24 protein-coding genes are annotated in these 24,112 nt (G+C 49.9%); 6 read left to right on the top strand and 18 right to left on the bottom strand.

Going from position 1 to position 24,112, the window contains the following annotated elements; genetic code table 11:
* Nucleotides 1-14 precede the first annotated feature (14 nt).
* Nucleotides 15-959 (top strand): thioredoxin-disulfide reductase, encoded by a 945-nt coding sequence (trxB, locus tag ACO0LL_RS24750; RefSeq protein ID WP_422953476.1) that lies wholly within the window; start codon nucleotides 15-17, stop codon nucleotides 957-959.
* Nucleotides 960-1,096: 137 nt separating this feature from the next.
* On the top strand, nucleotides 1,097-1,495 hold the full coding sequence (locus tag ACO0LL_RS24745; RefSeq protein WP_422953475.1) for a nucleotide pyrophosphohydrolase: 399 nt from the start codon (nucleotides 1,097-1,099) through the stop codon (nucleotides 1,493-1,495).
* On the opposite strand, the gene ACO0LL_RS24740 is transcribed toward ACO0LL_RS24745, so the two are convergent.
* The 7 genes from ACO0LL_RS24740 to ACO0LL_RS24710 form a co-directional block, all read right to left on the bottom strand.
* Entirely contained in the window at nucleotides 1,492-2,682 is a 1,191-nt protein-coding gene (locus tag ACO0LL_RS24740; RefSeq protein ID WP_422953474.1) for an MFS transporter, read from the bottom strand. The two genes, ACO0LL_RS24745 and ACO0LL_RS24740, sit on opposite strands and share 4 nt — an antisense overlap.
* A gap of 73 nt (nucleotides 2,683-2,755) precedes the next feature.
* A complete protein-coding gene (locus ACO0LL_RS24735; RefSeq protein WP_422953473.1) occupies nucleotides 2,756-3,310 on the bottom strand; it encodes a hypothetical protein in 555 nt (184 codons plus the stop codon).
* Between the two features lie 55 nt (nucleotides 3,311-3,365).
* Nucleotides 3,366-4,286 (bottom strand): hypothetical protein, encoded by a 921-nt coding sequence (locus ACO0LL_RS24730; RefSeq protein WP_422953472.1) that lies wholly within the window; start codon nucleotides 4,284-4,286, stop codon nucleotides 3,366-3,368.
* 72 nt (nucleotides 4,287-4,358) lie between these two features.
* The gene (locus ACO0LL_RS24725; RefSeq protein WP_422953471.1) at nucleotides 4,359-4,892 is read right to left on the bottom strand and encodes an EVE domain-containing protein; all 534 of its coding nucleotides are present in this window, start codon (nucleotides 4,890-4,892) and stop codon (nucleotides 4,359-4,361) included.
* Nucleotides 4,893-4,894: 2 nt separating this feature from the next.
* The gene (locus ACO0LL_RS24720; RefSeq protein ID WP_422953470.1) at nucleotides 4,895-5,257 is read right to left on the bottom strand and encodes a VOC family protein; all 363 of its coding nucleotides are present in this window, start codon (nucleotides 5,255-5,257) and stop codon (nucleotides 4,895-4,897) included.
* A gap of 146 nt (nucleotides 5,258-5,403) precedes the next feature.
* On the bottom strand, nucleotides 5,404-6,657 hold the full coding sequence (locus tag ACO0LL_RS24715; RefSeq protein WP_422953469.1) for an MFS transporter: 1,254 nt from the start codon (nucleotides 6,655-6,657) through the stop codon (nucleotides 5,404-5,406).
* A 248-nt stretch (nucleotides 6,658-6,905) separates the two neighbouring features.
* Nucleotides 6,906-7,613, bottom strand: a complete 708-nt coding sequence (locus ACO0LL_RS24710) for a hypothetical protein (RefSeq protein ID WP_422953468.1) — start codon at nucleotides 7,611-7,613, stop codon at nucleotides 6,906-6,908.
* 309 nt (nucleotides 7,614-7,922) lie between these two features.
* On the opposite strand from ACO0LL_RS24710, the gene ACO0LL_RS24705 reads away from it, so the two are divergent.
* Entirely contained in the window at nucleotides 7,923-8,495 is a 573-nt protein-coding gene (locus ACO0LL_RS24705) for an outer membrane beta-barrel protein (protein ID WP_422953467.1), read from the top strand.
* A gap of 103 nt (nucleotides 8,496-8,598) precedes the next feature.
* Here ACO0LL_RS24705 and ACO0LL_RS24700 read toward each other — a convergent pair whose 3' ends face one another.
* From ACO0LL_RS24700 to ACO0LL_RS24680, 5 genes are all read right to left on the bottom strand, one after another.
* The gene (locus tag ACO0LL_RS24700; protein WP_422953466.1) at nucleotides 8,599-8,958 is read right to left on the bottom strand and encodes a TfoX/Sxy family protein; all 360 of its coding nucleotides are present in this window, start codon (nucleotides 8,956-8,958) and stop codon (nucleotides 8,599-8,601) included.
* A gap of 27 nt (nucleotides 8,959-8,985) precedes the next feature.
* Complete coding sequence (locus ACO0LL_RS24695) at nucleotides 8,986-9,498, bottom strand: hypothetical protein (protein ID WP_422953465.1); 513 nt, start codon at nucleotides 9,496-9,498, stop codon at nucleotides 8,986-8,988.
* Nucleotides 9,499-9,539: 41 nt separating this feature from the next.
* Complete coding sequence (locus tag ACO0LL_RS24690) at nucleotides 9,540-9,899, bottom strand: YkgJ family cysteine cluster protein (protein ID WP_422953519.1); 360 nt, start codon at nucleotides 9,897-9,899, stop codon at nucleotides 9,540-9,542.
* A gap of 99 nt (nucleotides 9,900-9,998) precedes the next feature.
* Nucleotides 9,999-10,874: a DMT family transporter gene (locus ACO0LL_RS24685; protein ID WP_422953464.1), complete on the bottom strand. Its 876-nt coding sequence runs from the start codon at nucleotides 10,872-10,874 to the stop codon at nucleotides 9,999-10,001.
* Between the two features lie 28 nt (nucleotides 10,875-10,902).
* Nucleotides 10,903-11,700 carry a putative hydro-lyase gene (locus ACO0LL_RS24680; RefSeq protein WP_422953463.1) on the bottom strand — a complete coding sequence of 266 codons (798 nt, stop codon included), beginning with the start codon at nucleotides 11,698-11,700 and terminating at the stop codon, nucleotides 10,903-10,905.
* 147 nt (nucleotides 11,701-11,847) lie between these two features.
* On the opposite strand from ACO0LL_RS24680, the gene ACO0LL_RS24675 reads away from it, so the two are divergent.
* The 3 genes from ACO0LL_RS24675 to ACO0LL_RS24665 all read left to right on the top strand — a co-directional run bounded on the left by ACO0LL_RS24675 (nucleotide 11,848) and on the right by ACO0LL_RS24665 (nucleotide 15,048).
* Nucleotides 11,848-12,762 (top strand): LysR family transcriptional regulator, encoded by a 915-nt coding sequence (locus tag ACO0LL_RS24675; RefSeq protein ID WP_422953462.1) that lies wholly within the window; start codon nucleotides 11,848-11,850, stop codon nucleotides 12,760-12,762.
* Between the two features lie 316 nt (nucleotides 12,763-13,078).
* Nucleotides 13,079-14,176, top strand: coding sequence for a serine hydrolase domain-containing protein (locus tag ACO0LL_RS24670; RefSeq protein ID WP_422953461.1), 1,098 nt, complete (start codon nucleotides 13,079-13,081; stop codon nucleotides 14,174-14,176).
* A gap of 290 nt (nucleotides 14,177-14,466) precedes the next feature.
* On the top strand, nucleotides 14,467-15,048 hold the full coding sequence (locus ACO0LL_RS24665) for a hypothetical protein (RefSeq protein WP_422953460.1): 582 nt from the start codon (nucleotides 14,467-14,469) through the stop codon (nucleotides 15,046-15,048).
* Between the two features lie 395 nt (nucleotides 15,049-15,443).
* Here ACO0LL_RS24665 and ACO0LL_RS24660 read toward each other — a convergent pair whose 3' ends face one another.
* The 6 genes from ACO0LL_RS24660 to ACO0LL_RS24635 all read right to left on the bottom strand — a co-directional run bounded on the left by ACO0LL_RS24660 (nucleotide 15,444) and on the right by ACO0LL_RS24635 (nucleotide 23,740).
* Entirely contained in the window at nucleotides 15,444-16,973 is a 1,530-nt protein-coding gene (locus tag ACO0LL_RS24660) for a hypothetical protein (RefSeq protein ID WP_422953459.1), read from the bottom strand.
* Nucleotides 16,970-17,479, bottom strand: a complete 510-nt coding sequence (locus tag ACO0LL_RS24655) for a hypothetical protein (RefSeq protein ID WP_422953458.1) — start codon at nucleotides 17,477-17,479, stop codon at nucleotides 16,970-16,972. Before ACO0LL_RS24655 ends, ACO0LL_RS24660 begins: the two co-directional genes overlap by 4 nt.
* A gap of 3 nt (nucleotides 17,480-17,482) precedes the next feature.
* A complete protein-coding gene (locus ACO0LL_RS24650; protein ID WP_422953457.1) occupies nucleotides 17,483-19,213 on the bottom strand; it encodes a glutamine--tRNA ligase/YqeY domain fusion protein in 1,731 nt (576 codons plus the stop codon).
* Between the two features lie 200 nt (nucleotides 19,214-19,413).
* Nucleotides 19,414-20,742: a diguanylate cyclase gene (locus ACO0LL_RS24645; protein ID WP_422953456.1), complete on the bottom strand. Its 1,329-nt coding sequence runs from the start codon at nucleotides 20,740-20,742 to the stop codon at nucleotides 19,414-19,416.
* Nucleotides 20,739-21,710, bottom strand: coding sequence for an ABC transporter substrate-binding protein (locus tag ACO0LL_RS24640; RefSeq protein WP_422953455.1), 972 nt, complete (start codon nucleotides 21,708-21,710; stop codon nucleotides 20,739-20,741). The genes ACO0LL_RS24645 and ACO0LL_RS24640 overlap by 4 nt, the downstream gene beginning before the upstream one ends.
* A 2-nt stretch (nucleotides 21,711-21,712) precedes the next feature.
* Nucleotides 21,713-23,740, bottom strand: a complete 2,028-nt coding sequence (locus ACO0LL_RS24635; RefSeq protein ID WP_422953454.1) for a TonB-dependent receptor plug domain-containing protein — start codon at nucleotides 23,738-23,740, stop codon at nucleotides 21,713-21,715.
* Nucleotides 23,741-24,112 lie beyond the last annotated feature (372 nt).

The raw sequence follows: 24,112 nt of genomic DNA, 5'->3' as shown, positions 1-24,112 counted from the left end.
TTCTAATCACTGCTATGTCCACACCCAAACATGCCCGCGTATTAATTCTTGGCTCTGGCCCCGCAGGTTATTCCGCAGCTGTGTATGCTGCCCGCGCCAATCTGAAACCTGTACTGATCACCGGTGTAGAACAAGGCGGCCAGTTGATGACCACCACCGATGTAGAGAACTGGCCAGCCGACCCTATGGGCGTGCAAGGACCAGAACTGATGCAGCGCTTTTTGCAGCATGCAGAACGCTTTAATACCGAAATCATTTTTGATTACATCCACACCGCCAAGCTTGATGAAAAACCGATACGCCTGATCGGCGACCAGGCACAATACACTTGCGACTCCCTGATCATTGCTACTGGCGCATCTGCCCAATACCTGGGTCTGCCATCTGAACAGGCTTTCATGGGCAAAGGCGTGTCTGCCTGTGCAACTTGCGATGGTTTCTTTTATCGCGGCAAGGAAGTGGCTGTCGTTGGCGGCGGCAATACTGCTGTTGAAGAAGCCCTGTATTTGTCGAATATCGCCAGCAAGGTCACCGTCATCCACCGTCGCGACAAGTTCCGTGCAGAGGCAATCTTGATTGACCGTCTGATGGCCAAGGTGGCTGAAGGCAAGATCGAAGTCAAATGGAACCATACGCTGGATGAAGTCATCGGTGATGACTCTGGTGTGACTGGCATCAATGTCAAGGCTGCGGATGGAACAGTTACCCCTATCACCCTGCATGGCGTTTTCATCGCGATTGGCCACAAACCAAATACCAGCATTTTTGATGGTCAGCTTGACATGAAGAATGGCTATATCAAAACCCGTACCGGTACTGAGGGCATGGCAACAGCCACCAATGTACCGGGCGTGTTTGCTGCCGGTGACGTACAGGATCATATTTATCGCCAGGCAATTACCAGTGCTGGTACAGGTTGCATGGCAGCGCTGGATGCACAACGTTTTCTGGAGAATTGATCTTTGTGAATTGAAGGGGAGTCTGCTTATAAAGAAGGCGAAAGGTATATGGCTGCTTTAGCCATGTACAATACCGTCCGCAGTTGTGGAAGGCCACTTGGGCTAATTTAAAACAGACCCTCTTTTTTCAATTCATTATGTCCCAGACTACGCCAGTACCTGAAGTTCAATATACAGATATCCGTGACCGTTTGCGTCAGTTCGTTGCCGAGCGTGACTGGGCACAGTTTCACACACCTAAAAACCTGGCCAGTGCGCTGACAGTTGAGGCGGCAGAGTTATTGGAGATTTTTCAATGGCTACCAACTGGTAAGGCAGATGAACTGGATGAGCAGGCTAAAACAGCCATCCGTCATGAAATGGCCGACGTGCTGAATTACCTGGTCATGCTGGCCGATGCATTACACGTTGATTTGTTTGCAGCCAGTATGGAAAAAATCGTCCTGAACGCCATCAAATATCCAGTGGAACAAGTGAAGGGCGACGCCAGGAAATATACTGCCTACGACAATGATCCCAAAATAGATGCGCCTTAATGTTGCGCACTACGCAGGGCAGCAAAGTAAAACGTCAACGACGCCAGTGAGAACAGTAGCAGGCAAGCCAGGATAGGGTAGGGCGATGTGGTGTGATGGACCAGACTGGCTATCAGCAAAGGCCCGGCCGCTTTTGAAAACAGCGCGGGGCCAGACATGGCTCCAGAGATAGCGCCATAGTTTTCTGTACCAAACAGGGTTTGCGGTATGGTGCCGCGTACGATGGTCAATATGCCATTGCTGAGGCCGTAGAGTATGCAAAACAGCGCAACTGCCCAGGCATGTGTGCCCATGAAGATCAGAACCAGCAAGGCGGCGGGCAGGGCAGCAAAGGTGAATTTGCCTACGGTTTGTGGCATGGCATTTCTGGCTATCGTCATTTCACCTACCCGACCTAGCACTTGCATGGGGCCTATCATGGCGGCCATCAACACCGCCAGCGTGGCTGGATGATGCATTTCCTTGAGAACGGGAATCAGGTGTACCGACAAGGCGGAAAAAACAAAGCTGTTCGCCGCGAAAGCGAAAGCCAGTTTCCAGAACGTTGGATGGCGCAGGGCCTCTTGCAGGCTGAAATTCTTCTTTTGTGTTATTGCTGATTTAACGCTGTCTTGTGTTTTGATTGTTTTTTTCAGCAGCAAATGCAAAGGCAGACATAAAAAGATTTGTGCCAGACCATAGGCCAGATAAGTATGACGCCAACCCATCACCGTGTTCAATTGCTGGGTCAGTGGCCAGAATACCGTACTGGCAAACCCGCCAAACAGGGTGAGAGTAGAAATAGCCTGGCGACTGTGTTCCTTGAATTGCCGGGTCAGGGTAGCAAAAGCGGCTTCATATAAAGTCATCGCCATGGCCATGCCCAGGATGCTCCAGGCAAAATAATACATGGCCAGATTTTGCGCCTGACTGAGCGTGATCAGTCCCGTGCCGCAGATAAGTGAACCCATGCCCATGACAAACTTGCCGCCGTGACGGTCGAGCAAAATACCAATGTAGGTAGCGATCATGCCAGCCACCAGCAGGCTCCATGAAAAAGCCGCGAACACCAGTTCCGCGCGCCAATTCATCTCACGCTGAATTTCCGGTGCCAGAATGGCGATGGCGTAATACAGTGAACCCCAGGACAGGATTTGCGTGACAGCCAGTATGGCAATAGTCTGGTAAGCGTGCGGCGTATTCTTCATTTACTTTTACTGCATTGCCTGGGCTGGCGCACTGAGCAGATATTTTTTGATGGTAGAAATTTTAAGCTGCTGATCAGTCTGATTGAATGTCAGATGATGATGCATCTGAGGCTTTAACAGCATCTTCTCCCGGCTTTTTACCGCTGCCTTCCAGCTTGTAAAATAGCAAGCACATCAGAGGAGCAAAAATCAGCCATAAAAATACCGTCCACATTTGTGACTGTTGTTCACCAGAGGTGGGCAAGGCCAGGTAGGCTTTATTTGGGTCAGTTGACGATACATAGACCTTGAGCTGTACACCGGGGACCAGTTCTGCCGGTTTTAAACCCGTCATTCTGAGCACATGCTTAGCTTCGCAACGGGTGCAGATAGGGGAGATGGTGTCGGTAGTTCTTTCTACACCATTCAGGTTGTAGCTATAAGTGAGTTGCAATAACTGCTTGTTGAAACTGCCATTGACGACATAGCCGGGATTATTATCGACATCATGCACCATCAGCACAAGATTGCCATCGACCTGTTCAAACTCACTGACAGGAACCCGCATGGTCTGGAGCTTTTGCAGATTATCGATGCCAAAATAAATCGAGATGATGGCGCAAATGACGACTAGGGTTCTGACTATCATAGGCAGCAAACATGGATGCGTGTAAGGGGACGACTGACGTAGTTTAACATCAAGCTCATTTGGCAGGCGGCGCGGACGGTTTCTTTTCGCTGGCATCCTGGATGACAGCCCTGGCAGGCAGCCAACCAGGGTAGGATGTCTCCAGTTTCTTCCAGATGGCAGCATGCTTGCCCAGCTCACCAAAGCCCAGTGCCTTGCTTAATTTTTTGCGGGTGATGGCGGCCCAGGTTGGCAAGTCGTCGCACTTGCTTTTGGTATCCATGAGATTCAAGGTAAAGCTCAGGCTTTTTTCCTTGCCTGGCGCGATCAGGCGGCAATAAGTATTGTCTTTGCCTGTCTCCAGCACATAGGCTTGCTGCTGTTCATCGTAATACGCCACGTTCTTTTGGGTGATGAGGTCGTCCCATTCATTGGCAGCCATGCTGGTGGTTTGTAGCTGTTTGCCGTGAAAATCGACACGCTTGACGATCAATTTGTTGGCCTTGCTGATTTCCACGCAATCTGCAAAATCACTGTTCGCTGGCGCGTTGATTAATTCTGCTGATGGGCAGAGAGAGATTTCAGCACCGCCATGGACGTTAAGGAGCCTGACCTGTGTGTCTGCAGGCTTGCCGTCTTTTGTCGCCTGGGTCTTTGCATACTTGCTGCTCCTGGCGACGAGGATATTCTTGTCATCGATAACGTTGACCATATCGTAGTCCAGGTTCGGCCAGTCATCGTAGGCAATGAACCAGAATCGCTGAGGCTTGCGTATCGCATATTGCAACGGTGGCGCAGGCGACGCAGGTGACGTACCAGCAGCCTGGGTTTCAGCAGCCGTCTTGCTTACTCTGAGCCAGTCTGTCAGTTGCAGGGCTTTACCACCATCCTTGCTGTCACAGCCCGGCATGCAGGCAACGGTGAGCAAGAGCAGCATGGCTGCTGCCCACGGGCGCACAGGGTGATCAGGGGGAGTGGACTGTAATTGTGCTGGCAAACTGTTTCTCTATGTCAGGTGTATGGTCAGGCGTCATTGTAACGCCTGACTCGTGCAGCTTCATAGACAGTATCAGCTTAAGCTCAGCTTGAGTTGCAAATTTGCTTCTACATTTGTTTCTATATTCATACCTGCATATGATTCTGCACCATCATTATCAGTATCGAACAAATCTTTGGCGACTCCCATGGCGGCAGCAATCACCTGCATATCATGTTCACCGACGGCAAACAGGCCAAAGCGGAATTGATAACCCCAATTCTTCACTCCTGCAGAAAATTCCAGTGTCTGCAGCAAGGGCAGGATGCTGGCGTGTCGTGATGGCGTCCATATGACGTCACGCCGGAATGGATGAAAATCATCTCCCATGTCTGCCTGATAGGCTTCGCGCGGCCTGACCCTGCCTATGGCAGTGAAAGTCTGCAATCTGATCTTGCTGCCAAAGACCTGGCTTGGTGAGTAATATGCGACCCTGTCACCCGCCTGCAGGCGTCGCAAAGGTGCTGCCTTGCCATGGCAGACTTGCATGTAGCCATCTGCCTGACCACGCAGCACGTGGTCGGCAGAGGCAACAGCGATCCAGTTACGGCACTGTTGGGCAGCCATGATCAGGCTGGCGCAAAAACGCGCAGGCGGTGACCGTCAGGGTCTTGCGCAACGAAGGTATAACCAAAATCCATGCTGCAAGGGTTTTGGATTATCGTTGTACCGCGCTTGGCCCAGGTGTCATGAGTGCTATCGACGGTGGCATTGTCAGCGACTGCAAAAGCCAGTTCACTGCCGCCAGCGTGGGTAGCGCCCGGTTCTACCGTGTGCTTTGACCACAAACCCAGTTTGTGGCCTGAGTCCAGTATGAACAGGTAAAAAGTAGGGGATGCTTCTACTGGCGTCAGGCCCAGTATCTTGCTGTAAAAGCCTGCGCTGGCTTCTGGACTATCGACATATAAAAGAACATAGCTTGGTGTCATCATGGTATCTGCTCCTAGAGGTGATGTTGTTTGCATTGATATGTTGTTCAAGGCAGAGACATCTTAGGATGTGCTAGTGTCAGTTTCTGTCAGCAGTGATGGCATGATGAAAAAAGCCTGCAGTTGCAGGCTTTCGATAAAGTACAGACTTAGCTGGTACCAGGAACCCTTTGACCGGCGTCGTAATAAAGCGCGGGAATTTTTTTCTGGCTGAGCATCATCATGGCAAGGCTGGCCAATGCCAGCATGAACCAGTTGACCCCTGGCATTTTCAGGAACTGGGCAAAATCAAACAAGGCGCCACCCGCCAGGCTGCCGACCATGGTGCCCATGCTTTGGTAAAACATTTGCTGCGACATCAGCCTGCCGGTATCCGCCGCCGATTTGTTGGCAAAGCGTGCGACCAGCACATCCAGCGAAGGCCCATAAAATACCTGGCCAAAAGACAGCAGGATCGCAGAAACAATGACGGCAGCAGCGCTATGGGTAAACACCACCATGATGGCAAAACTGACAAACAGGCAGGCATAGCCTATTTTCAGGAAACGGAAATGGTCCAGCGTGCGCACTGCACGTTTGGAGATCGGTATCTGGAAAAAAATGATCACCAGCGCCGCCAGCCAGAAAGGTGTGGAGACCGGTATCTCAGGTGTGAACTTCGGAATATGCAGGCTGAAACCTATCATGGGCTGTACGGCAAAACACCAGAATACTGAATTCGACAAATAAAACATCAGCGGCAGTTCTACCGGTTTTTCTGATTCAGTAGCGGCTACTGCAGTTGTACTGGCGGCTTCATCTGCCAGAGCTTTTTGTTCCAGCGCCAGACTCTCTTGCTCATGCTCGCTGATGGCACGCATGGCAATCAGCATAAACAACCCATATACGATGAAGGTGATCAGCACGATCAGGAACACCAGCTTCAACTGATCATGCGGTACAAAACTTGCAGTGAGGTAGCCGCCAACCAGGCCCATGCGTATCGCGAAAGCCAGTTTGCTGAAGATGGAAGTCTGATCCAGACCCTTGAGCTTCAATAAATAATTTTTCAAACCGGGGAAGGACAGGCCGCTACCCAGGCCAGCCAGCAAGGCAAACAGCGCCAGCGCCCAGGCCTGATTCAGATAAGCCATAAAATACAGGGCGATGCCTTCGAGCAGGATATTGCCTGAGATCGCCAGCGGGTGGTTCGCCATGCGCGAAAACCTGGTGCCCATATACGAGCCCAGCACCCGGCCCAGGTTCAGGCCAAACAAAATCGATGCAGCCCAGAACCCTGAGAAAGCCTTGCCCGTTTCAGAGACAATGATCGGTGTGTATAAGGCAACACCGCCAGATGCAATGGCGACACCAATATAAATCAGATAGGAATTGAAGACAGGATCGAATTTCTTGGTTTGCATAGGTCAGGGCGTCAGCGCCTGGGCAGCGCTAAAGATACTTAAAGCAGGAATGGTAAGAAGTGCAGATCGTTAATGCCGAACTTCATGTTGTGATGCTGCACAACAGAAAAAGTTCATCGATATGAGCAAATCAAATAAGCTTTAAATTGTACGCCTAATTTTAAAAACCTGTTGCCGGGTCGCAAGTTTCGACGAACCCGGCCTGAATCGGGACTAAATCGCGCCATTGAGGTGATCCCTGACACACTCTAGAACCAGATTTTCCCCAGATACAACCAGCTCCAGCCCGCCATCAGGCACACGCTGAGCACTAGCAAACCAGTCGCCCCGTTTGGCCGCAAGATACCGAGATAGCCTATGGCTACTGTCGCCACACCTTTCTTGACGCGCTTCATGCTGCGCCAGCGTTGTATGAACTTCAGCATGGAAAGGACAAAAGTAAACGTCGCACAGGACAGCAAGGTCACCCTGAATACATTCAGTAGATTCAGTTCACCCATCGATATTTTTTTATACGCCAGACCAACCAGCGCCATCAAAACGGCTGCACCTATAGAGATGGCCACATTCGCATACATGGTCTTGCGGCTATTAACTGCAGCGTCTTCGAGCTCACACTTGAGCAAATCCACTTTTTCATTGATCAGTGTGGAGGTTTCATGTTTGATCGCCAGTATGCGCTGGTCTATCGCCGCACCTATCTGCGCCGTAGAATAATCAATCAGCTCCCTGATGTCATCCTTGGTCATGCTGCGTTGGCTATGGATTTCATCAGACAGCAGGGCGATATTCCTGTCTACCTGCTCGCCAGCCTGACGTATGACTTCAGATAATTCATTACTGACCTGGTGGATAGACCTATCTACCAATGGTGCTACCCGTTCATCAATGACACGGTTCAGACTCTGTTCAAAGGCAGATGATGCCTGTTTCAGATTCAATGGGTCAAACGCCATCTTTTCTCCGGTGAATAGCTTCGTGCCTGAGTATTTGATGTTGTCTCTGGAAATTTCAAGACCAGCGCCCTGATTGGGGCTAAAACTCCTCCTTCAATACACATAGTCAGAGTTTAGTCTGGTGATACCAGTGAGTCATTAAAACGGTACTTGGGCATTTTTGATTTAAATTTTGCAATCCTTTGTATACCCTTAAATTGCTTCCTGGGCAACGAAACAGCTAAATACCTGTTTGGCGATGTGCTTTGATGCTTCAGGCCAGCTATCTGACACTGTTCAGATATACAAACTAGTGAACAAAGGATACTTATGTTGATCAAAAAACTTACTCTCATCGCGTGTGCAGCTGTAGGTATGCTCGCCAGCTCTTTCGCTACCGCCCAGACTTATCTTGGTGCTTCTGTAGGCCAGAGCGATAACAACAGCTACTGCAATTACGCCACAACTTGCGATTCCAAGGCCACCAGCTACAAGCTGTTCGGCGGCTATAACTTCAACAAGAATTTTGCAGTGGAAAGCAGTTATTTTTCTGGTGGCAAGACCTCTATCAATTCAGGTGTGCCGCTAGGCCATAGCGAACAAAAGAAAACCGGCTTCAGCCTGGCTGGCGTGTATAACTATGAATTCAATGAGGCTTTTGCCGGGTTTGCCAAACTCGGGATTGCGCGCGTGAAGGCGGAAACTACTTACGACACTTCAGGCCTGCCATCTTATTCAGCTTCGAATACCGGCAACCAGGCCCTGCTTGGTGTGGGCGTATCTTACAAGATCAATCCTAACCTCGCTGTCCGCGCAGAATTCGAGAAATTCAATGCCCACACTTTCTCCAATAGCGGCACCTCAGGCAGTAACTTGTCGGCTGGTTTGCAATACAACTTTTAATTGATAGGCACCGGTGGCGTTGATGGATAAATTCCATCAACGTTCACGGTATCTGACGATGAAATGATGAAATGATGAGCCCCGCTTGGGGCTTGGTTCAGTTTCAGGCCGGGCTCTTCTTAGTGGTTTTGCTGGTTTTTTTGACCGGCACTGGCAAAGCATCTGCGGTAATGCGAGCCAGGTTGGCCAACTGATCCCGGTCTTCCAGTAATTCACTGTCGATGAGGTACCAGGGCTTGGCCTGGGGGTAGGGCGGTGCTTCGGTGACTGTCGTTAGCAATTGTGTTAAGCGTTGCTGCCCAGCCGCTGTCGGCTTGATGAAGAGCTGATCATCACAGATCAGCGCAAACATCTTGCCCGACATATACAGCGCGTATTCACCAAACATTTTTTTCGCGACCACGTCTTCGCAACTGCTTAACTGGTCAAGAATAAATTCTACAAAGCTTGCTTGTGAGCCCATGGTTTCGCTGTGGATGAAAATTGAATTTTAATCTGGACGACGAAAATCATCGGCTATCCAGGCCCTGGCATTTTGCTGGTTCAATTTATAGTTGGGGGCAACCCTGACTCTCGCCAGCTCAGTATTGCCTGCATCTTGCGCACTGAGCCAGGCATAGGGATCATCCTCATCCGGCACGATGTCTAGCATGATCTTGAAGTCTGCTTCATCGGTCGCCACCATCAGGCTCTTGTGCAGTGTCGCATGCAGTTGCTGCTCATGGCGGCGTATTACCTCGGATGCAGTTTTCACCAATGTGCCAAAGGCATTCGCGTCCAGCGGTTTGGGATTCTTTTTATCGCGCCCCATGGTCCACGGGCCAACCAGTGCAGGTTCAGGCTCACCATCCTTGATCATGGCAACTGCCCAGCCTTCATCATCGTCATTCTTGATGACCTGGGCTGTCCAGCCCTTGTCGCGCCACAGGCGTGGCTCGCGGACCTTGTTGTCCTCTTCCTGAGGTGCGTTATCTTCTGGTGTGTATTCGTTATCGTTAGTCAAAGCTTTTCCTGGTTTATTTCTTCAGGCTGCACATGCTACACTCAAGCGACCAGTTTGTCTGAATCCTTCTTGATTGGCACTGACCCCAGAACCTGCAGGGAGGCTAAACCGTGTTTTGCGCGGGCATTCTGGCATTTGTCATCACCAGGCTGCACTTCCCGGCAGGGAGACGGCCTTTGCTTATACATGCTGCACTTCACAACTTTACCCACTTCACCTAGCAGAGCCTGGCAATGCGGTTTGGATTGATTGGTGCCGCTCAAACAAGAATATACGGGTGTCAATGCCTGAACCATGGTATCGGCAATGCTATATACATCCGCCTCGGCGGAATAAAATGAAACCCGGTAACTGGCGCAGCAGGCGCCGCAATCAAGACAGGGCTCATTTTTGTTAGCAATTTGTGGGTCAGCAATTTGCCTTTCTATAAAAACAGTATGAATGTCGATTCGACTACCTCTAAGGATGCTGCGCCATGCAGGGATTTAAAATCTGGGTTTTCACTTGCCAACCGGCTTCAGTGACAAAAACAATCCTCCAGATATTAACACTGCGCCAAGTAACAGGGATAAAGTCAGCGTTTCCCCCAGTACGGCAATGGCCAGTGATACCCCCACGATAGGCATCAGCGCAGTGAACATTGATGCTTTGGCCCCCAGTTGCTTTACTGCCAGGTTGAACAGCAGCACAGATACCACGCTGACCAGCAGACCCTGATAAACCGCCTGCACCGCAATTGCACCGGCATCAAGCTGGAACAGGCTGGTACCGGCAAAATAAAAATACACAGGCACATACAACAATCCACCCACCTGTACTACGCTGACCACTGCCAAGGGATTGGTATTCCAGCGTCGCATGAGTACCGTATAAAACGACCACATCAGCGCAGCCAGCATGAACAGCAGGTCACCACGCCAGGCCTCGGTATAAGCAGTTGATGGTGCTTGCAGGATGCTGCCAGCCTTGACGATGATCACACCAGCCAGCAAAAGGCCAAGGCCCAGCATGGGGATGCCATCACGTTTGTCCAGCATCAGCTTTGCCAGCAGGGACGTGAACAAGGGCGTAAAAGCAGGGTAGATCAACGAACTGTGAGAAGCCGGCGCCCAGTGCAGGCCACCGACCAGTACCATGTTGTACAAAGGCCCGGCCAGCAATAGCAAGACCAAAGCCCTGGGCCAGCCCGTGCCAGCGGCATTCCTGGCGCCGGCCTTGATAAAGAAGGGCAGCATAAGTAGCCCACTGACCGCAAAACGCAATACTGTCAGGTCAAAGATATCGAGTGAAGCGCGGTAGCCAAAGCTGGCGACCACAGGTTGGGCTCCCCAGATCAGTGCCACCAGCAAACCGTAAATTAAGCCGACTGAGCCCATTGCGCTCATCCTTTATTGACGGAAGTTTTCAAAGCACGGAGTAATCGTTATTACGCAAATCTGTCAACAGCATGTGACCGGGCGCATGGGTAATGCACAGCTCCGGTCTGGCATGCATCAGTGCCGCTTGTGGTGTGACGCCACAAGCCCAGAACACCGGCAGCTCACCTTCATTAATGTTCACCGCATCACCATAATCTGGCTGCGCAAGATCCCTGATACCTATCAGCGCCGGGTCACCTATATGTACTGGCGCACCATGCACGCCAGGGAAGCGTGAGGTGATCTGTATCGCCCGTATCGCATCTGCCGCCTTCATCGGACGCATGGTTACTACCAGCGGGCCTTGAAATACGCCTGCGGGCGAGGTTGGCACATTGGTGCGGTACATAGGCACATTGCGCCCCTGTTCTATGTGGCGTATGCCTATGCCGTTTTCTATGAGCGAATGCTCAAAGGTGAAAGAGCAGCCGAGGGCAAATGTCACCAGGTCATCCCGCCAGATATCACGGATGTCCAAAGGCTCTGCCACCAGCTCACCGTTGCGGAACACTCGGTAAAGCGGCACGTCGCTGCGTATATCGAGATCAGCCCCAAGGAAGGGCAGGAAAGGGTCGCCCACCTCTGACACGGCAATCAAAGGGCAGGGTTTGGGATTTTTCTGGCAAAAGCGATGAAAGTCGCTGGCGTCTTTGGCTGGCAGTATCACCAGGTTGACCTGCACATAGCCTTGCGCAAGACCCGAGGTCTCTTTGCGCCACTCGCCGCGGCGTATGGCAAGGCGTAATTCTGCAGGTGACTTGGACGGGGATGAAAGTGCGGACATGGGCGGCTCCATAAAAGGTGAATAGTGAAGGGCTTATCAATAAGTCATGACAACTCGGGGCTTCAGGGCTGATAGAGCCAGTATAAAATGCAGCCTTGATAGAAGATAATTGAAGTTATTGCCAATAGTTGATAAGATTTATCTATCATGCGACCTTCACTACAACAACTGGAAACCTTTTACTGGATAGCCCGTCTGGGTGGTTTTCATGCGGCGGCCAAACACCTGCACCTGACCCAGCCGACGATCAGCGCCAGAATCCAGGAGCTTGAAGACATTCTGGGATTGAAGCTGTTTGAGCGCGGTGGCCACCGTGCCGTCATTACACCAGTAGGGCGTGACGTACTGGTGCAGGCAGAAAAAATGCTGCGCCTGTCTGATGACCTCGAACAAATCAGCAAGCGGCGCAACCCCATGCGTGGCCTGTTGCGCCTGGGGGCGAATGAATCGACCGCCATGTCTGGCTTGATCGAATTGCTGGGGCGGCTAAAAGCCCAGTACCCCGATGTACGCATAGAGCTGACCATCGATGTGGGGGCCAATCTCAGCCGCAAACTCAATGCCCGTGAACTTGACATCGCCATCCTCAGTGACCCTGTCTCTGCACCGCACGTCGTTGATGTAGCAATAGGCCATGTCGATCTGGCGTGGGTGGCATCTACCCAAACTGTCCTCAATGAGCAAGCCTTGCACCCGGCAGGCATGGCGTCATTACCTGTCGTCGCCATGCCTTCACCAACGACGATCTGCAATGTCGTCATGGAATGGTTCAGGTTGGCAGGCCATGAACCAGAAAACCTCAGCATCTGCAATTCCATGGCGATGATGATCAAACTCGTGGCAGCAGGTCACGCTATTGCCGTGCTGCCACGATCCGTGGTTGATGCAGAAATCAAGAGTGGAATCATCCGCACCCTGACAGTCAAACCACCGCTCAATCCACTGATGTATTACGTTTCCTATTTACGGCAAGAGCAGGGGCTGGCAGATGGCAACCTCGTCACCATGGCCCGTGAAGTATTGCAGCAAAGCGGCTTATTGTTACCTCTGACGTTACCCTGACCTTAGCCCTGACATTGCCCCTGCCACGTTAAAACCATCAGCCCGCTGCGGCATCGATTGCGCACAGATGTGCGCAGAATCCACGAACGCTTCGTGCATTTGGTTCCTCAAAATTCCACATTCAATCCCTTAATTTGCGCTTCTGTCTCAATCTGCCAACTTGCAAATCAGGTATTGCCTATATTGCGCCATGTGCTTGCAATCAAGCGGCACCGGCGAGGCAATAAACCTGCTTTCGCACAGTTATTACCAGTTTGCAGATCTCTCCATGAGTGGGTCTGGGTTTCTTAATCCTGAATCAGAAAGCACAACGAACATGAAAAAAACTTACCGCCTTCTCCCTGCGAAATTACTGATGGCAACACTGGCACTCGGTGCAATTCAGGCGCACGCAGCAACATCCATGTCAGACGCAGATATTCTGAACCTCCTCAAGCAGCGTGTTGATACAGACAAAAAAGCGGTAGGTCTGGTAGTCGGCATCGTCGATGAAAAAGGCAGCCGCGTGATCAGCTACGGCTACGCCAACCTCGCCGAACGCCGCCCTGTCGATGCCGATACCTTGTTTGAAATTGGTTCCATCACCAGCGCATTTACCGGTGTGGCCATGATGGATATGGCAGAGAAAAGTGAAGTCAGACTGAAAGAACCCATCGAGACTTATCTGCCTGACGGCGTCAGAATACCCTACTATGAAGACAGGAAAATCACGCTCTCTGACTTGTCCTCACATCGCTCCGGCTTGCCTGCTGTGCCTGGCACCCCAGGCACAGGTACCGACAATCCCTATGCAGGTTTCAGCACCAATAAAGCCTATGAATTCTTGGCCAGCTACCAGATGAGATACGATGTCGGTAGCCGTTATCTGTATTCCAGTTTTGGTAATGGCCTGCTGGGTCAGGTATTAAGTCAGCGCGCAGGTACCGACTATGACACTCTGATCAAAAACCGCGTAACCACACCACTGGGAATGACAGCTACCAGCGTTAACCTCAATGCAGACTTGCAAAAGCGCATGGCAACAGGCTATAGCAGCAAGGCACAATTTGCCGTAGCACCCGCCTGGAACTTCAGCGCCTTCGAAGGTGCGGGCGGCTTGCACTCGTCTGCCAATGACATGCTCAAGTTCCTCGCTGCCAATATGGACCAAGCCAAGACACCCTTGAACGGCACTATACGCAAATTGCAAATGCCCTTTGAAATAGGCAACCGTCTCTTGCTGGTCTGGGGTGGCTATAACAATAAATTTGACAGCGCTATCCTGGGTCTTGAAGGCAAGACAGGCGGCTACAGCAGCTACATCGCCTTCGATAAAAAAGCAGGCAAAGGCGTCGTGATATTATCGAATGCCGATGTCAGCGTGGCTGATATCGGCAACAAGATTATCAATACAGATTTTCCGCTGGCGCAATAAACTGAAGGCTGGAGGCAGAACTGTCTGCAGCCTTCAGCGAAAAAAACGCATTAAAAAATGGAATGACATCGCTACAGCAAACATTGCAATTCAGTAGCCATATCAGGATGCGACCCTTGGTCGCCATCCTGATAATTCACGTCCTGTTTTTCCTGGCTTTATCACGCAGTTACACTCAGCAGAAAGACAAAGCAGAGTTTGGAACCGCAGTAACTTTTCTGATGCCTGTTACGTCGCAAAAAGATTCATTGCCGCCAAAAAATGAGCATCGAAAAGTAGAGTATCAAGGTATGGAGCATCAAAAAGCAGATGATCAAAAGCTGCCACCTGCGACCAAAAAAGCATCTGTGCAAACACCAAGTTCGGCTGTGCGCCCGGCACCCATCGAGAAATTGCCCACACCTACGGCACCAGCAAAATCATTTGCCGACATAACCGCTGGCACCGAAACAGAAGTGCCCGCCAAAGCCGCTGTCAGTCTTGCCCAGCTTCGCTCGCAGGCAACATCAATAGCCAGGGAATCAGCACAAGCGGAGGGCAGTGAATCCGGCTATACCGGTATTCTTGGTGATTACTACGGCAGCTATAACGGCGCCGATGCAGGCACGTTTTATATCCACGTCGATCACGCCGGTAATATCTTCGGCTCTGCCGATTCAGGCACAGCCCACAGCAGCTTCACGATCACCGGTAAAGTATCAACAAATGGTGTCGTGCAAATGACAGGGAAGGGCCTGGCAGGATCAGCGAGTTTTGATGGCAAAATCAATCTCAAGACAGGTGGCGTCTCTGGACACTGGAATTTGACGGGATTTGGAAGAGGGCAGTTTACAGGTCAACGCGCTAAAGCTGTCGGTGGTAGGGGTAATTGATGGAATAATCTAGAGCAGTTTAACTATTTAAAGAGCTCGCTCAGAACAGATACAAAATTGAGAAAATCTATAGAAAAGTTGATACTAATGCAGTGATAATGTCTAATGTAGATTTAATCTTAAACTATACAGGCAACGAGGTTACAAACAGTGAGTTCACTCGCACAGTAGCCTGACATTAGTAGATTGATCCGGATGCTATTAAGAAAAAAACTAGGAGCAGTATTACATTAGTAAGTTTTGGCGCTAAGGCCATTACGAGAAACTAAATACGTCCGCACATTCTTATTAGCCCTTTTTGGTTTTCATCATAAGCGATTAAAAATTTTATTCTGCCAATATGATAACGATGTTGGGCTGATTAAGCATCTGCCCAACTTAACTGATAACCTTCCTTATTTGAAAATAGGAAGCTTACGAAGTTCTTTTGCTAGTAGTGTTTGGGGTTCAGTTGGATAAAGCTCCACGCTTCGAGCTGCACGGATACCCACATAGAAACCATAATCAAGCATTAGTGCGATATATCTTTCACCAGCAACTCTGGGTGTTGTACCTTCATTTAAAACATGTACTAATCGAAGGGCAATGAGTTTTTGCACTAATTTGAAGTCCTCATCACTATTATTTATTTTTATTAAAAACGAATTTTTACGTTTTTCGATTATACAAAATGCTTTTATCTTCTCAAGCATCTGATTGACTTGATCTAAAGCGTCAGCCGTATCTTTAGATATATCTTGAAGCTTTCGCTCAGCCATATCTGAAGAAGCTTCATTAACACTAATAAGAGTTACTGTCTTTTGATCTTTGATATTTGCTTTATTAATTGCTTGGGTGAACAAACTTAATGCATCGCGCGGCACACCTGCCGCAACAAGAACTAAACGAGATAAAACTGCATCAGATGCTAAATAAAGTATATTCGGAAGTCCGCAATATTGAGCATGTGCATTAAGTATACTTACGATGTGGGTTTTAGAACGATCAGGCATCGTAAGATTTAGATCTAGTTTTAAAACTTGTGCATCATGTGTGGGTTGTAATCCAGACTGTATTGATGGATCCCATGTCCTCGTGAACTGTTCGATGCCAGATAATTTGATAAAAGTATTATTTCCTCTGGAAATTGAATAAATGGTATTTAATATTTGAGGTTGTAATTCTTCTGAAACCACATGGAAATCATCAAGAAAAATCGTATATGGCTTTTCTGATTTCGCAAAGGATTGAATTTGTCTTCTGATTTTAGGAACAAGTTTGTTTACCTTGGCAGCAATATTTGCCGATTCTGATACCCCAATTTTCTCTAGAAGTTCAATCATCTCTGAAAAATCTGAATCTCCCTGGGAAATATTTTCTATATTCGAAAGTATATCTATGAGGATGTCGCAAATGACATCCTCATCTTTCCTGGATGAGTAGGTTTGCATGGCTACCCACGAATATGGAAATTTTTTGGCATCTAACTTATGCATTGCATAAGCAAGTAAACTTGATTTCCCAGCTCCTCTACGGCCATAAACAATATGATTTGCTGAACTTATGATCTCTTGTTCAAAATTTGTCACGGATGCAGTGTATCTATCAAAAAAAGCGTCTCCGAAACTGTGCTTGTCGATAGTTAAGCTTTCAGAAATGGCTTTTTGTAAGAGCTTGGTTTCCGGAATAACTAATACATCTTTAGGTTTAGACAAACGATTTGAAATTACACACCTACCGTAAAACAAGTGATCTTCGTCAAGTGTTCTTTCTATGTCTTCAAGAATTTTATAGAATCGAGTATTTTCATGAGCAAATTCGAATACTAGAAATTCCCCGTCAGGTCGTGATTTGATTTGATAACTTGGACGAATTCCTCCAAGACGGAGAGTGAATTTGTCGATAACATCATTTGCAGCAATTTCAACATCGGAATTGATCGTCATACGTGAATACCTTTCTGTGCAAGGAACGCTTTTGCGTCCTCAACGAATTCCTCTAAAGTAGATTGAGCGTTGTCCTGACTTATTAGCAGATTACTTTCGATCGCAAGATGGCTATAGTCAGCAAGATTTCTATCTTCTCTCAAATTTTTTAATTTAAGACTGTAGATTGATACATTATTTAGCATCTGCGGAAGTTCATTGACTTTTTGATGATCACTGCTATCGGTCGAAAATATTCCTCCATCGACTATCGATATAGCTCTTCGAATATTGTAGGCAGCGTAATATAAGCGAGAAATCTTTTGGCGCCAGTTTGCTCTATCTACCGACTTTGCAAAGACAAAATGGGAATAGCCTAAGGCAAACAGACCTTTCGCTTCATCATTAACGGCGGTTCTTATTTTATCTAATTCTGCTTCAGTAAGAATTCCGGATAGGTTTCTTATGAGTTTCGCAGGGTTTGCAGATGCGATAAAAATATGTGGTTCTATAAGCCCTTTAGCCATTAGTTATTTCCCCCACGAATCCTTCAAAGTCGTCACCCGGTTAAACACCGGTTTCCCAACAACTGAATCCACACGGTCCGCCACAAAATAACCATGGCGTTCAAACTGCAAACGCGTATCCGGCGTGATCGTTGCCAGGCCAGGTTCTACATAAGCACGTACTACTTCCAGTGCATCCGGGTTCAGCAGGGCCATGAAGTCTTTACCGCCGGCATCGGGGTTTGCGTCTGTGAATAAGCGGTCGTACAGGCGAACTTCGGCTTCCAGTGCGTCGGCGGCGTTGACCCAGTGCAGGTTGCCTTTGACTTTGTAGTTGGCGCTGCCTTCTGTACCGGATTTGCTGTCGGCAAAGTAATTGCAATGAACGGCGATGACGTTGCCGTTTTCATCCTTGTCGCAGCCTGTGCATTCGACCACATAGCCGTAACGCAGGCGCACTTTATTACCTGGGAAGAGGCGGAAGTAGCCTTTGACGGGTTCTTCCATGAAATCTTCCTGTTCTATCCACAGCTCTTTACCTATCGTGAATTCGCGATTGCCGAGTTCTGGGTGGTGCGGGTGGATAGGTGCGGTGCAGGCGATGTTTTCGCCTTCCGGGAAGTTGTCGATGATGAGCTTTAGCGGGCGCAGTACGGCGGTGGCGCGTGGTGCCTTGGGGTCAAGGTCTTCGCGCAGGCAGCCTTCCAGCGTGCTGTAGTCTATCCAGCCATCAGAGCGGGTCACGCCTATGCGTTCGCAGAACAGTTGCAGGGATTCTGGCGTGTAGCCGCGGCGACGTATGCCGACGATAGTAGGCATGCGCGGGTCGTCCCAGCCGGTGACGATGTTTTGTTCTACCAGTTGACGCAGCTTGCGTTTGCTGGTGACGACATAGGTCAGGTTCAGGCGGGCGAATTCATATTGTTGCGGTACTGGTTTTTTGAAGAAACCACCTTCGGCAGCGCGTTCTATGATCCAGTCATAGAAAGGGCGGTGATCCTGGAATTCCAGCGTGCAAATCGAATGCGTGATGTTCTCTATCGCATCAGACAGCGGATGCGTGTAGTCATACATAGGGTAGATACACCATTTGTCACCAGTACGGTGATGATGGGCATGGCGTATGCGGTAGATGGCCGGGTCGCGCAAATTCATGTTCGGGGACGCCATGTCTATCTTGGCGCGCAGGATGTGTTCGCCATCCTTGAATTCACCTGCCTTCATGCGACGCAGCAAGTCCAGTGACTCGGCTGGTGCACGGTCACGGAAAGGCGAGTTCACGCCTGGTTTGGAGAAGTCACCACGGTTGGCCGCCATGTCGGCAGCGCTTTGGCTATCGACATAGGCCAGACCAGCGCCGATCAGGTATTCGGCGATTTCATACAGACGGTCAAAATAGTCACTCGCATAGTGCAGGTGTTCTTCACCTTTGTTGTTCCAGTCAAAGCCCAGCCATTTGACGCTGTCCATGATGGTGTCGACATATTCCTGGTCTTCTTTCTCAGGATTGGTATCATCAAAGCGCAGGTGGCAGCGGCCAGCGTAATCGCGTGCCAGGCCAAAGTTCAGGCAAATCGATTTTGCATGGCCGATGTGCAGGTAACCATTCGGTTCAGGTGGGAAGCGGGTGATGACTGTCGGCAGGCCATCACGTGCGTATTTGCCAGCAGCCTGGTCATTGTCGATGATGGCGCGCAGGAAGTTGGAGACGGGTGCTGGTGTTGCATTATCGTTATTTTTTATATCTTTGCTCATGGCTAATCACTGTTGTGAACCTTGTAAGGCACTTTATAAATAGGGAGATGACAAGCATTTTACCGTAGCGCAGCATGGATGGCGCGAAGTTTGCTGGTGGATTGCTTGCAGTTTGTTCCTGCATGGGCAGGAATGCCTGCCCGATTTATGGTATCAAAGCCAGTGTACCCTAAAATCTGGACTATTTGGCAATGCCAAATCTACATTTCGCTGGATTCTACGCGGTTCCGTCCACAATTCTTGGCATGATAAAGGGCATTATCAGCCCGCTTCATCATCTCATTGATATTGTCTGGATGGTAATAGCTGGTGACCCCAAAGCTGGCGGTTTTTTTGCCGACCACCTCGAATTCATGGTTAGCAATGGCGCAGCGCAGTTTTTCTGCAGTGGCTATTGCTGCATGGATCGTGGTTTCGCGGAAGATAACTAAAAATTCTTCGCCACCCCAGCGGCCCACTGCATCCATGCTGCGTACGTGGTCTTGCAGGATGCGGGCAATATTAATAAGAACCTGGTCACCGGTCTGGTGGCCATGGGTGTCGTTGACTTGCTTGAACAGGTCAATATCGACAATCGCAAGTGAAAAGCTGGTGCCATAACGCTGGCTGCGCTGGTGTTCTTCATCTAGTATTTGTTCGAGCTTCAGGCGGTTATACAGGCCGGTGAGCCTGTCGGTGCTGGACAGTAGCTCCAGGTCATGGTTGCGCAACTCCAGTTCGCGGGTGCGGGCGACGACCAGGTTTTCCAGGTTGGCGTTGACTTCCATCATGGATTTATGGCTGCCTTCGAGCTTCTCCGCCATCTGGTTAAAACCTGCTTCCAGTTCCTGCAATTCACCGCCAGAATTTGCGGTGATGCGGGTATCGAGCTCGCCTTTTTCCATACGGTGTACGCCATCAAGCAGGCGTGATAGTGGCCTTGTCAGGTCACGGCTCATGCGCATCGCGAGTATTGAGGCGCACACCGTACCCACCAGGCCTATCAATACGCTGAGGGCGACAAAGACATTCTTGGACTGGTGGCTGGCATGGGTGCTCAACTCCAGATAGACCCGGCCCAGCAGCTTTTGTTTGATAGCTTTGTCATTCGGGATGCGGTCAAACAAGTCGAAGGCATCGGCTTCAGACTTGCCTTGGTAAATCGGGGCGGCAAAGATCAGTGACTCATGGTCGCCGCGCAAGATTTTGCCATTGTCGGCGGCTTTGGCATGTTCCGGCCCCAGTTTGCTGGGTTTGCCACTGACAGCCAGTACTTTATTGTCAGCATCGGTGATCACCACGGCTTTGGCGTCATCTTCTTTCATGACTGATTGTGTCAGGGCTTGCAAGACTTCACGGTTGCCGGAGAATGCGCCATATTCACTGGCCGGTGCCAACTGACGGGTGATGACGGTACCGCGGGCCTTGATGGCACCATCAATTTCAGTAATGCCGACGATGACAACCAGCAGTACCAGCAGGGCAGAAATGACCCAGACCGGGGCCAGCGCCAGGAATAATATGCGATGGGCGAGTGGCCAGTTTTTCATTGGACACGCTCCGGCAATGATTTGATTTTGCGTGTCAGGCTGACTTCATCTTCCATTTCCAGGCTCAGTGAGCGGCTGACCTGGGTATTGATATTGACACTGAAGTGGCGTGGATATTGTGGCAGCGGCAGGTAGCCATTATTTGGCAATGTGGCGATAATCTCTGCTACCTGCTGGGCAATCTGGGGAGCAGAGCTATAGACGCCTGCCAGCGCACCGGCCTTGACATAGGCGGCAGAAAAACCGAATAGCGGCACTTTTTGCCGGTAACTGGTCAGCAAGATGCTGGGGATATTATTGCGGTTGTAAATGGCGGCATCGGGCAGGGCCAGCAGGCTGTCGCTATTGTTCAGCAAGCGGCGCAGGGCGGGCAGCAATTCAGAATCATCGGTGACGGTTTCAACATTGATTTGCATCTCCATCTCTTTTGCGATGGCTGATAGGCCGACCAGCATCTCATTGCCGTCTTTGCTGAGTAATAATCCCACGCGGTTGCGGCCTGGCATGCTGGTGCGTATCAGGCCCAGTTGCCGGTACCACGGCTGGTCAAAATAAATCGCCGAGAAATGATGCGGGTCCTGGTGGCGGCCATATTGCTTTGCTATTTTTTGAAAGGTATTACGTGGCACCAGCACGCTCAATACCGCCATGGCAGGCGGCTTTTGCGCCATGGCTGTCATGGCCGGTGTGCCAACAGCAATCAGCAGATGATTGTTGGCATTGCGCGGCACATCTTCTGCCTTGTAGGTGCTCAGGTTCAAGACCTTGATGGTATTTTTTGCGTTGCCTTGTCCCTGCGCCAACAGACTGCTTAACTGACTGGAAAATTCAGTATAAGCAGAGCCTTCCTCGCTCAGCAGGATGGTGATGTTGTCCAGTGCCAGAACAGTTTGCCCATACAGCAAACTCAGGATCAGGCCCAACAAATTGACTATATACCGCAGATGCCTCGTTGACTGCCAATGCATGGTCACATGTCCAGTCTGAGATTCAGCCTCAGCGCCCGGCCTGGCAATTCATTGTCGTGCCGGTACTCAAAATACCGGGAATCGGTCAGGTTTTGGGCAATCAGCGAACACTCGGCAGACTTGCCACCGAGCTTGAACTGGTAATTGAGTCTGGCATCCACACGCTTGTTACCGTCGATGAAATAGCCACGGTTTTCGCGTGGGTTAAAGTCGGTGGAATTGAATTTGGTTTGTGCCATCTGGTAAGCCACCAGACTGCCACTCCACTGTTCATTGACTTTATGGCTGAGCATGATGTTGTGGTTGTATTTAGGTAGTGAATCGCTATACACGACGCCATTCACATTGTCACTTTTTACGCCACCACCAGAGAGGCCATAAATAAGCCGCGTTTTGTCTGTCAATTGCGCCTTCAATTGCAATTCATAACCACGCATGATGGCAGTGCCTGCATTCAGATTACCGCCCGCAGCAGAGCGCCTGTTCCTGACATCAATCAACTGGCTGTAGTCATCATAAAATAAGCGAAAATCCACATCGAGGTTGCCGTATTTACCGATATAGCCTATCTCGCTTGATTTGACTCTTTCAGTCTGCATTTCCGGCAAAGTCGGGTACAGGTTTGCGCTGCGCCAGTAATTGTCATAAGTTTTTTCATAGACAGAAGGCGAGCGCGTGGCGCGTGAATGGCTGAGGCGCAGGGTATGGCCGGGTTGTACATGCCAGTTGACTGCCACTCTGGGCGTAGTGTCTGTACCGGTATAGGTATTGTTTTCTATCATGCCGCCGATATTGAAGACCAGGTCAGGGCGGGCGCGCCATTCAAGATTGCCAAAAAAACGGCGCAAGTGATAAGGAAAATCGCCATACAGATACTGGTTGTCACCTACGCCAAGATAGTAAGGTGCATACGTCTGGTCATAGCGTATGCTGCCGCCCCACACCAGACGGGCGTTTGTGAATGGTGAAAAGGTGTGCTGCACCTCCAGGTCATAGCGCCGCAAGATGGCATCGCCATCACTGACACCGTCTGAATCCTTGAGGCGTGCATACACTCTTTCTACCGTGTGAAAGGCTTGCACAGACAATTCGCCACCACCTTCAAGGGCGCGACGCCAGTGCAGCATTTCAAAATGGTTTTCTGCCCGCCTGCTGATGGCGGAGACATTATTGTATTCACCGACTTCACGCGGACCACCGTTATAACCGAACTGGAATTCCAGGGTATCATCAGAATTGATCTGGTAATCGGCGCGCAGGTTCAGATTGTGTATGGTCTTATTGTCATACTTGTTCAGGTTCCAGAAGGTGAAGGCAGAAGTTGGCTTCTTGATGGTGTCATCTTCGCCCTTGTCGTCCCTGATGCTGGCTGTCAGCCGGTAGCTTAATGCACCAGTCTTGCCACCATAGCGCAAGATGCCTTCCTTGCGGCCATTGCCAAACGCCATGGACACAGTAGTACCTTGGGTCTCCGCCGGGTGGCGGGTGATGATATTGATGACGCCGGAATATGAATTGGCGCCGTAACTGGCAGAGTCTGGCCCACGTATGACTTCTATGCGTTCTATGTCATCAAGTACTATAGGCAAGTCGCTCCAGTTCACACCACCAAACAGGCTGGCATACACAGAGCGGCCATCGATCAGAACCTGCATGCGGTCTGAGGTCGTGGTGGTGACCATGCCATGGTAGGCAACCGTGCTGTCTGCTGAGTAATAGGGGTCGGCATGGTAAGCCACATACATGCCAGGCACCAGGCGAAAAATCTCGGACAAGTCCCACGCACCAGAGTCCTTGATCATTTGCCTGTCTATGATGGTGACGGCGACTGGTGCTTCATTGATGGGTTGTGACAGACGTGAGGCGGACAGCACCACAGGCATATCATCCAGAAATATCGATTCTTCACCGCCACCGGCCATCGCTACCTGATGCAGAAAGGAAAAAAACAGGGCGGCGCAGCCAGCACGCCTGTACGAGCGCTTGCCAGAATAGTTGCTATGGATGCGGAGTTTTTTTTCTGCTAACAAGTTATGCCCCAGAGCCAGAAAATGCATTGATTTAGAGTAACACAGCACAGGCTGGCGAACGTAGCTTAAATGCAAAGACGAGAGTCACAAGACCTCTTTACGTCCCTGAATTTGTTGTTTTTAGGGCTCAGATTTTTGGACATGGGGCCTTATTTAGAATTTGCATAATAGCCAAATTAAAACCTTGTTTATTGACGGCATGATGAATTAGCTTGTGTGAATGCTCATTAAATTAAAGTTAAATTAATAGGACTTACGCAAAAAAAGTGAGCTATTTTAAAAATGATGTAAACCCAAAGCAGCTTTCAAGTCAGTACACTAAGGGACATGACATCAAAACGTCCGAGCCGACTGGATTACTGCCAATACTTG

This window comes from Undibacterium sp. TC4M20W (assembly GCF_049340245.1).
In the GTDB taxonomy this organism is placed as follows: domain Bacteria; phylum Pseudomonadota; class Gammaproteobacteria; order Burkholderiales; family Burkholderiaceae_D; genus Undibacterium.
Note: the sequence above shows the minus strand (reverse complement) of the source record. Positions and strands in the feature narration are given on the sequence as shown.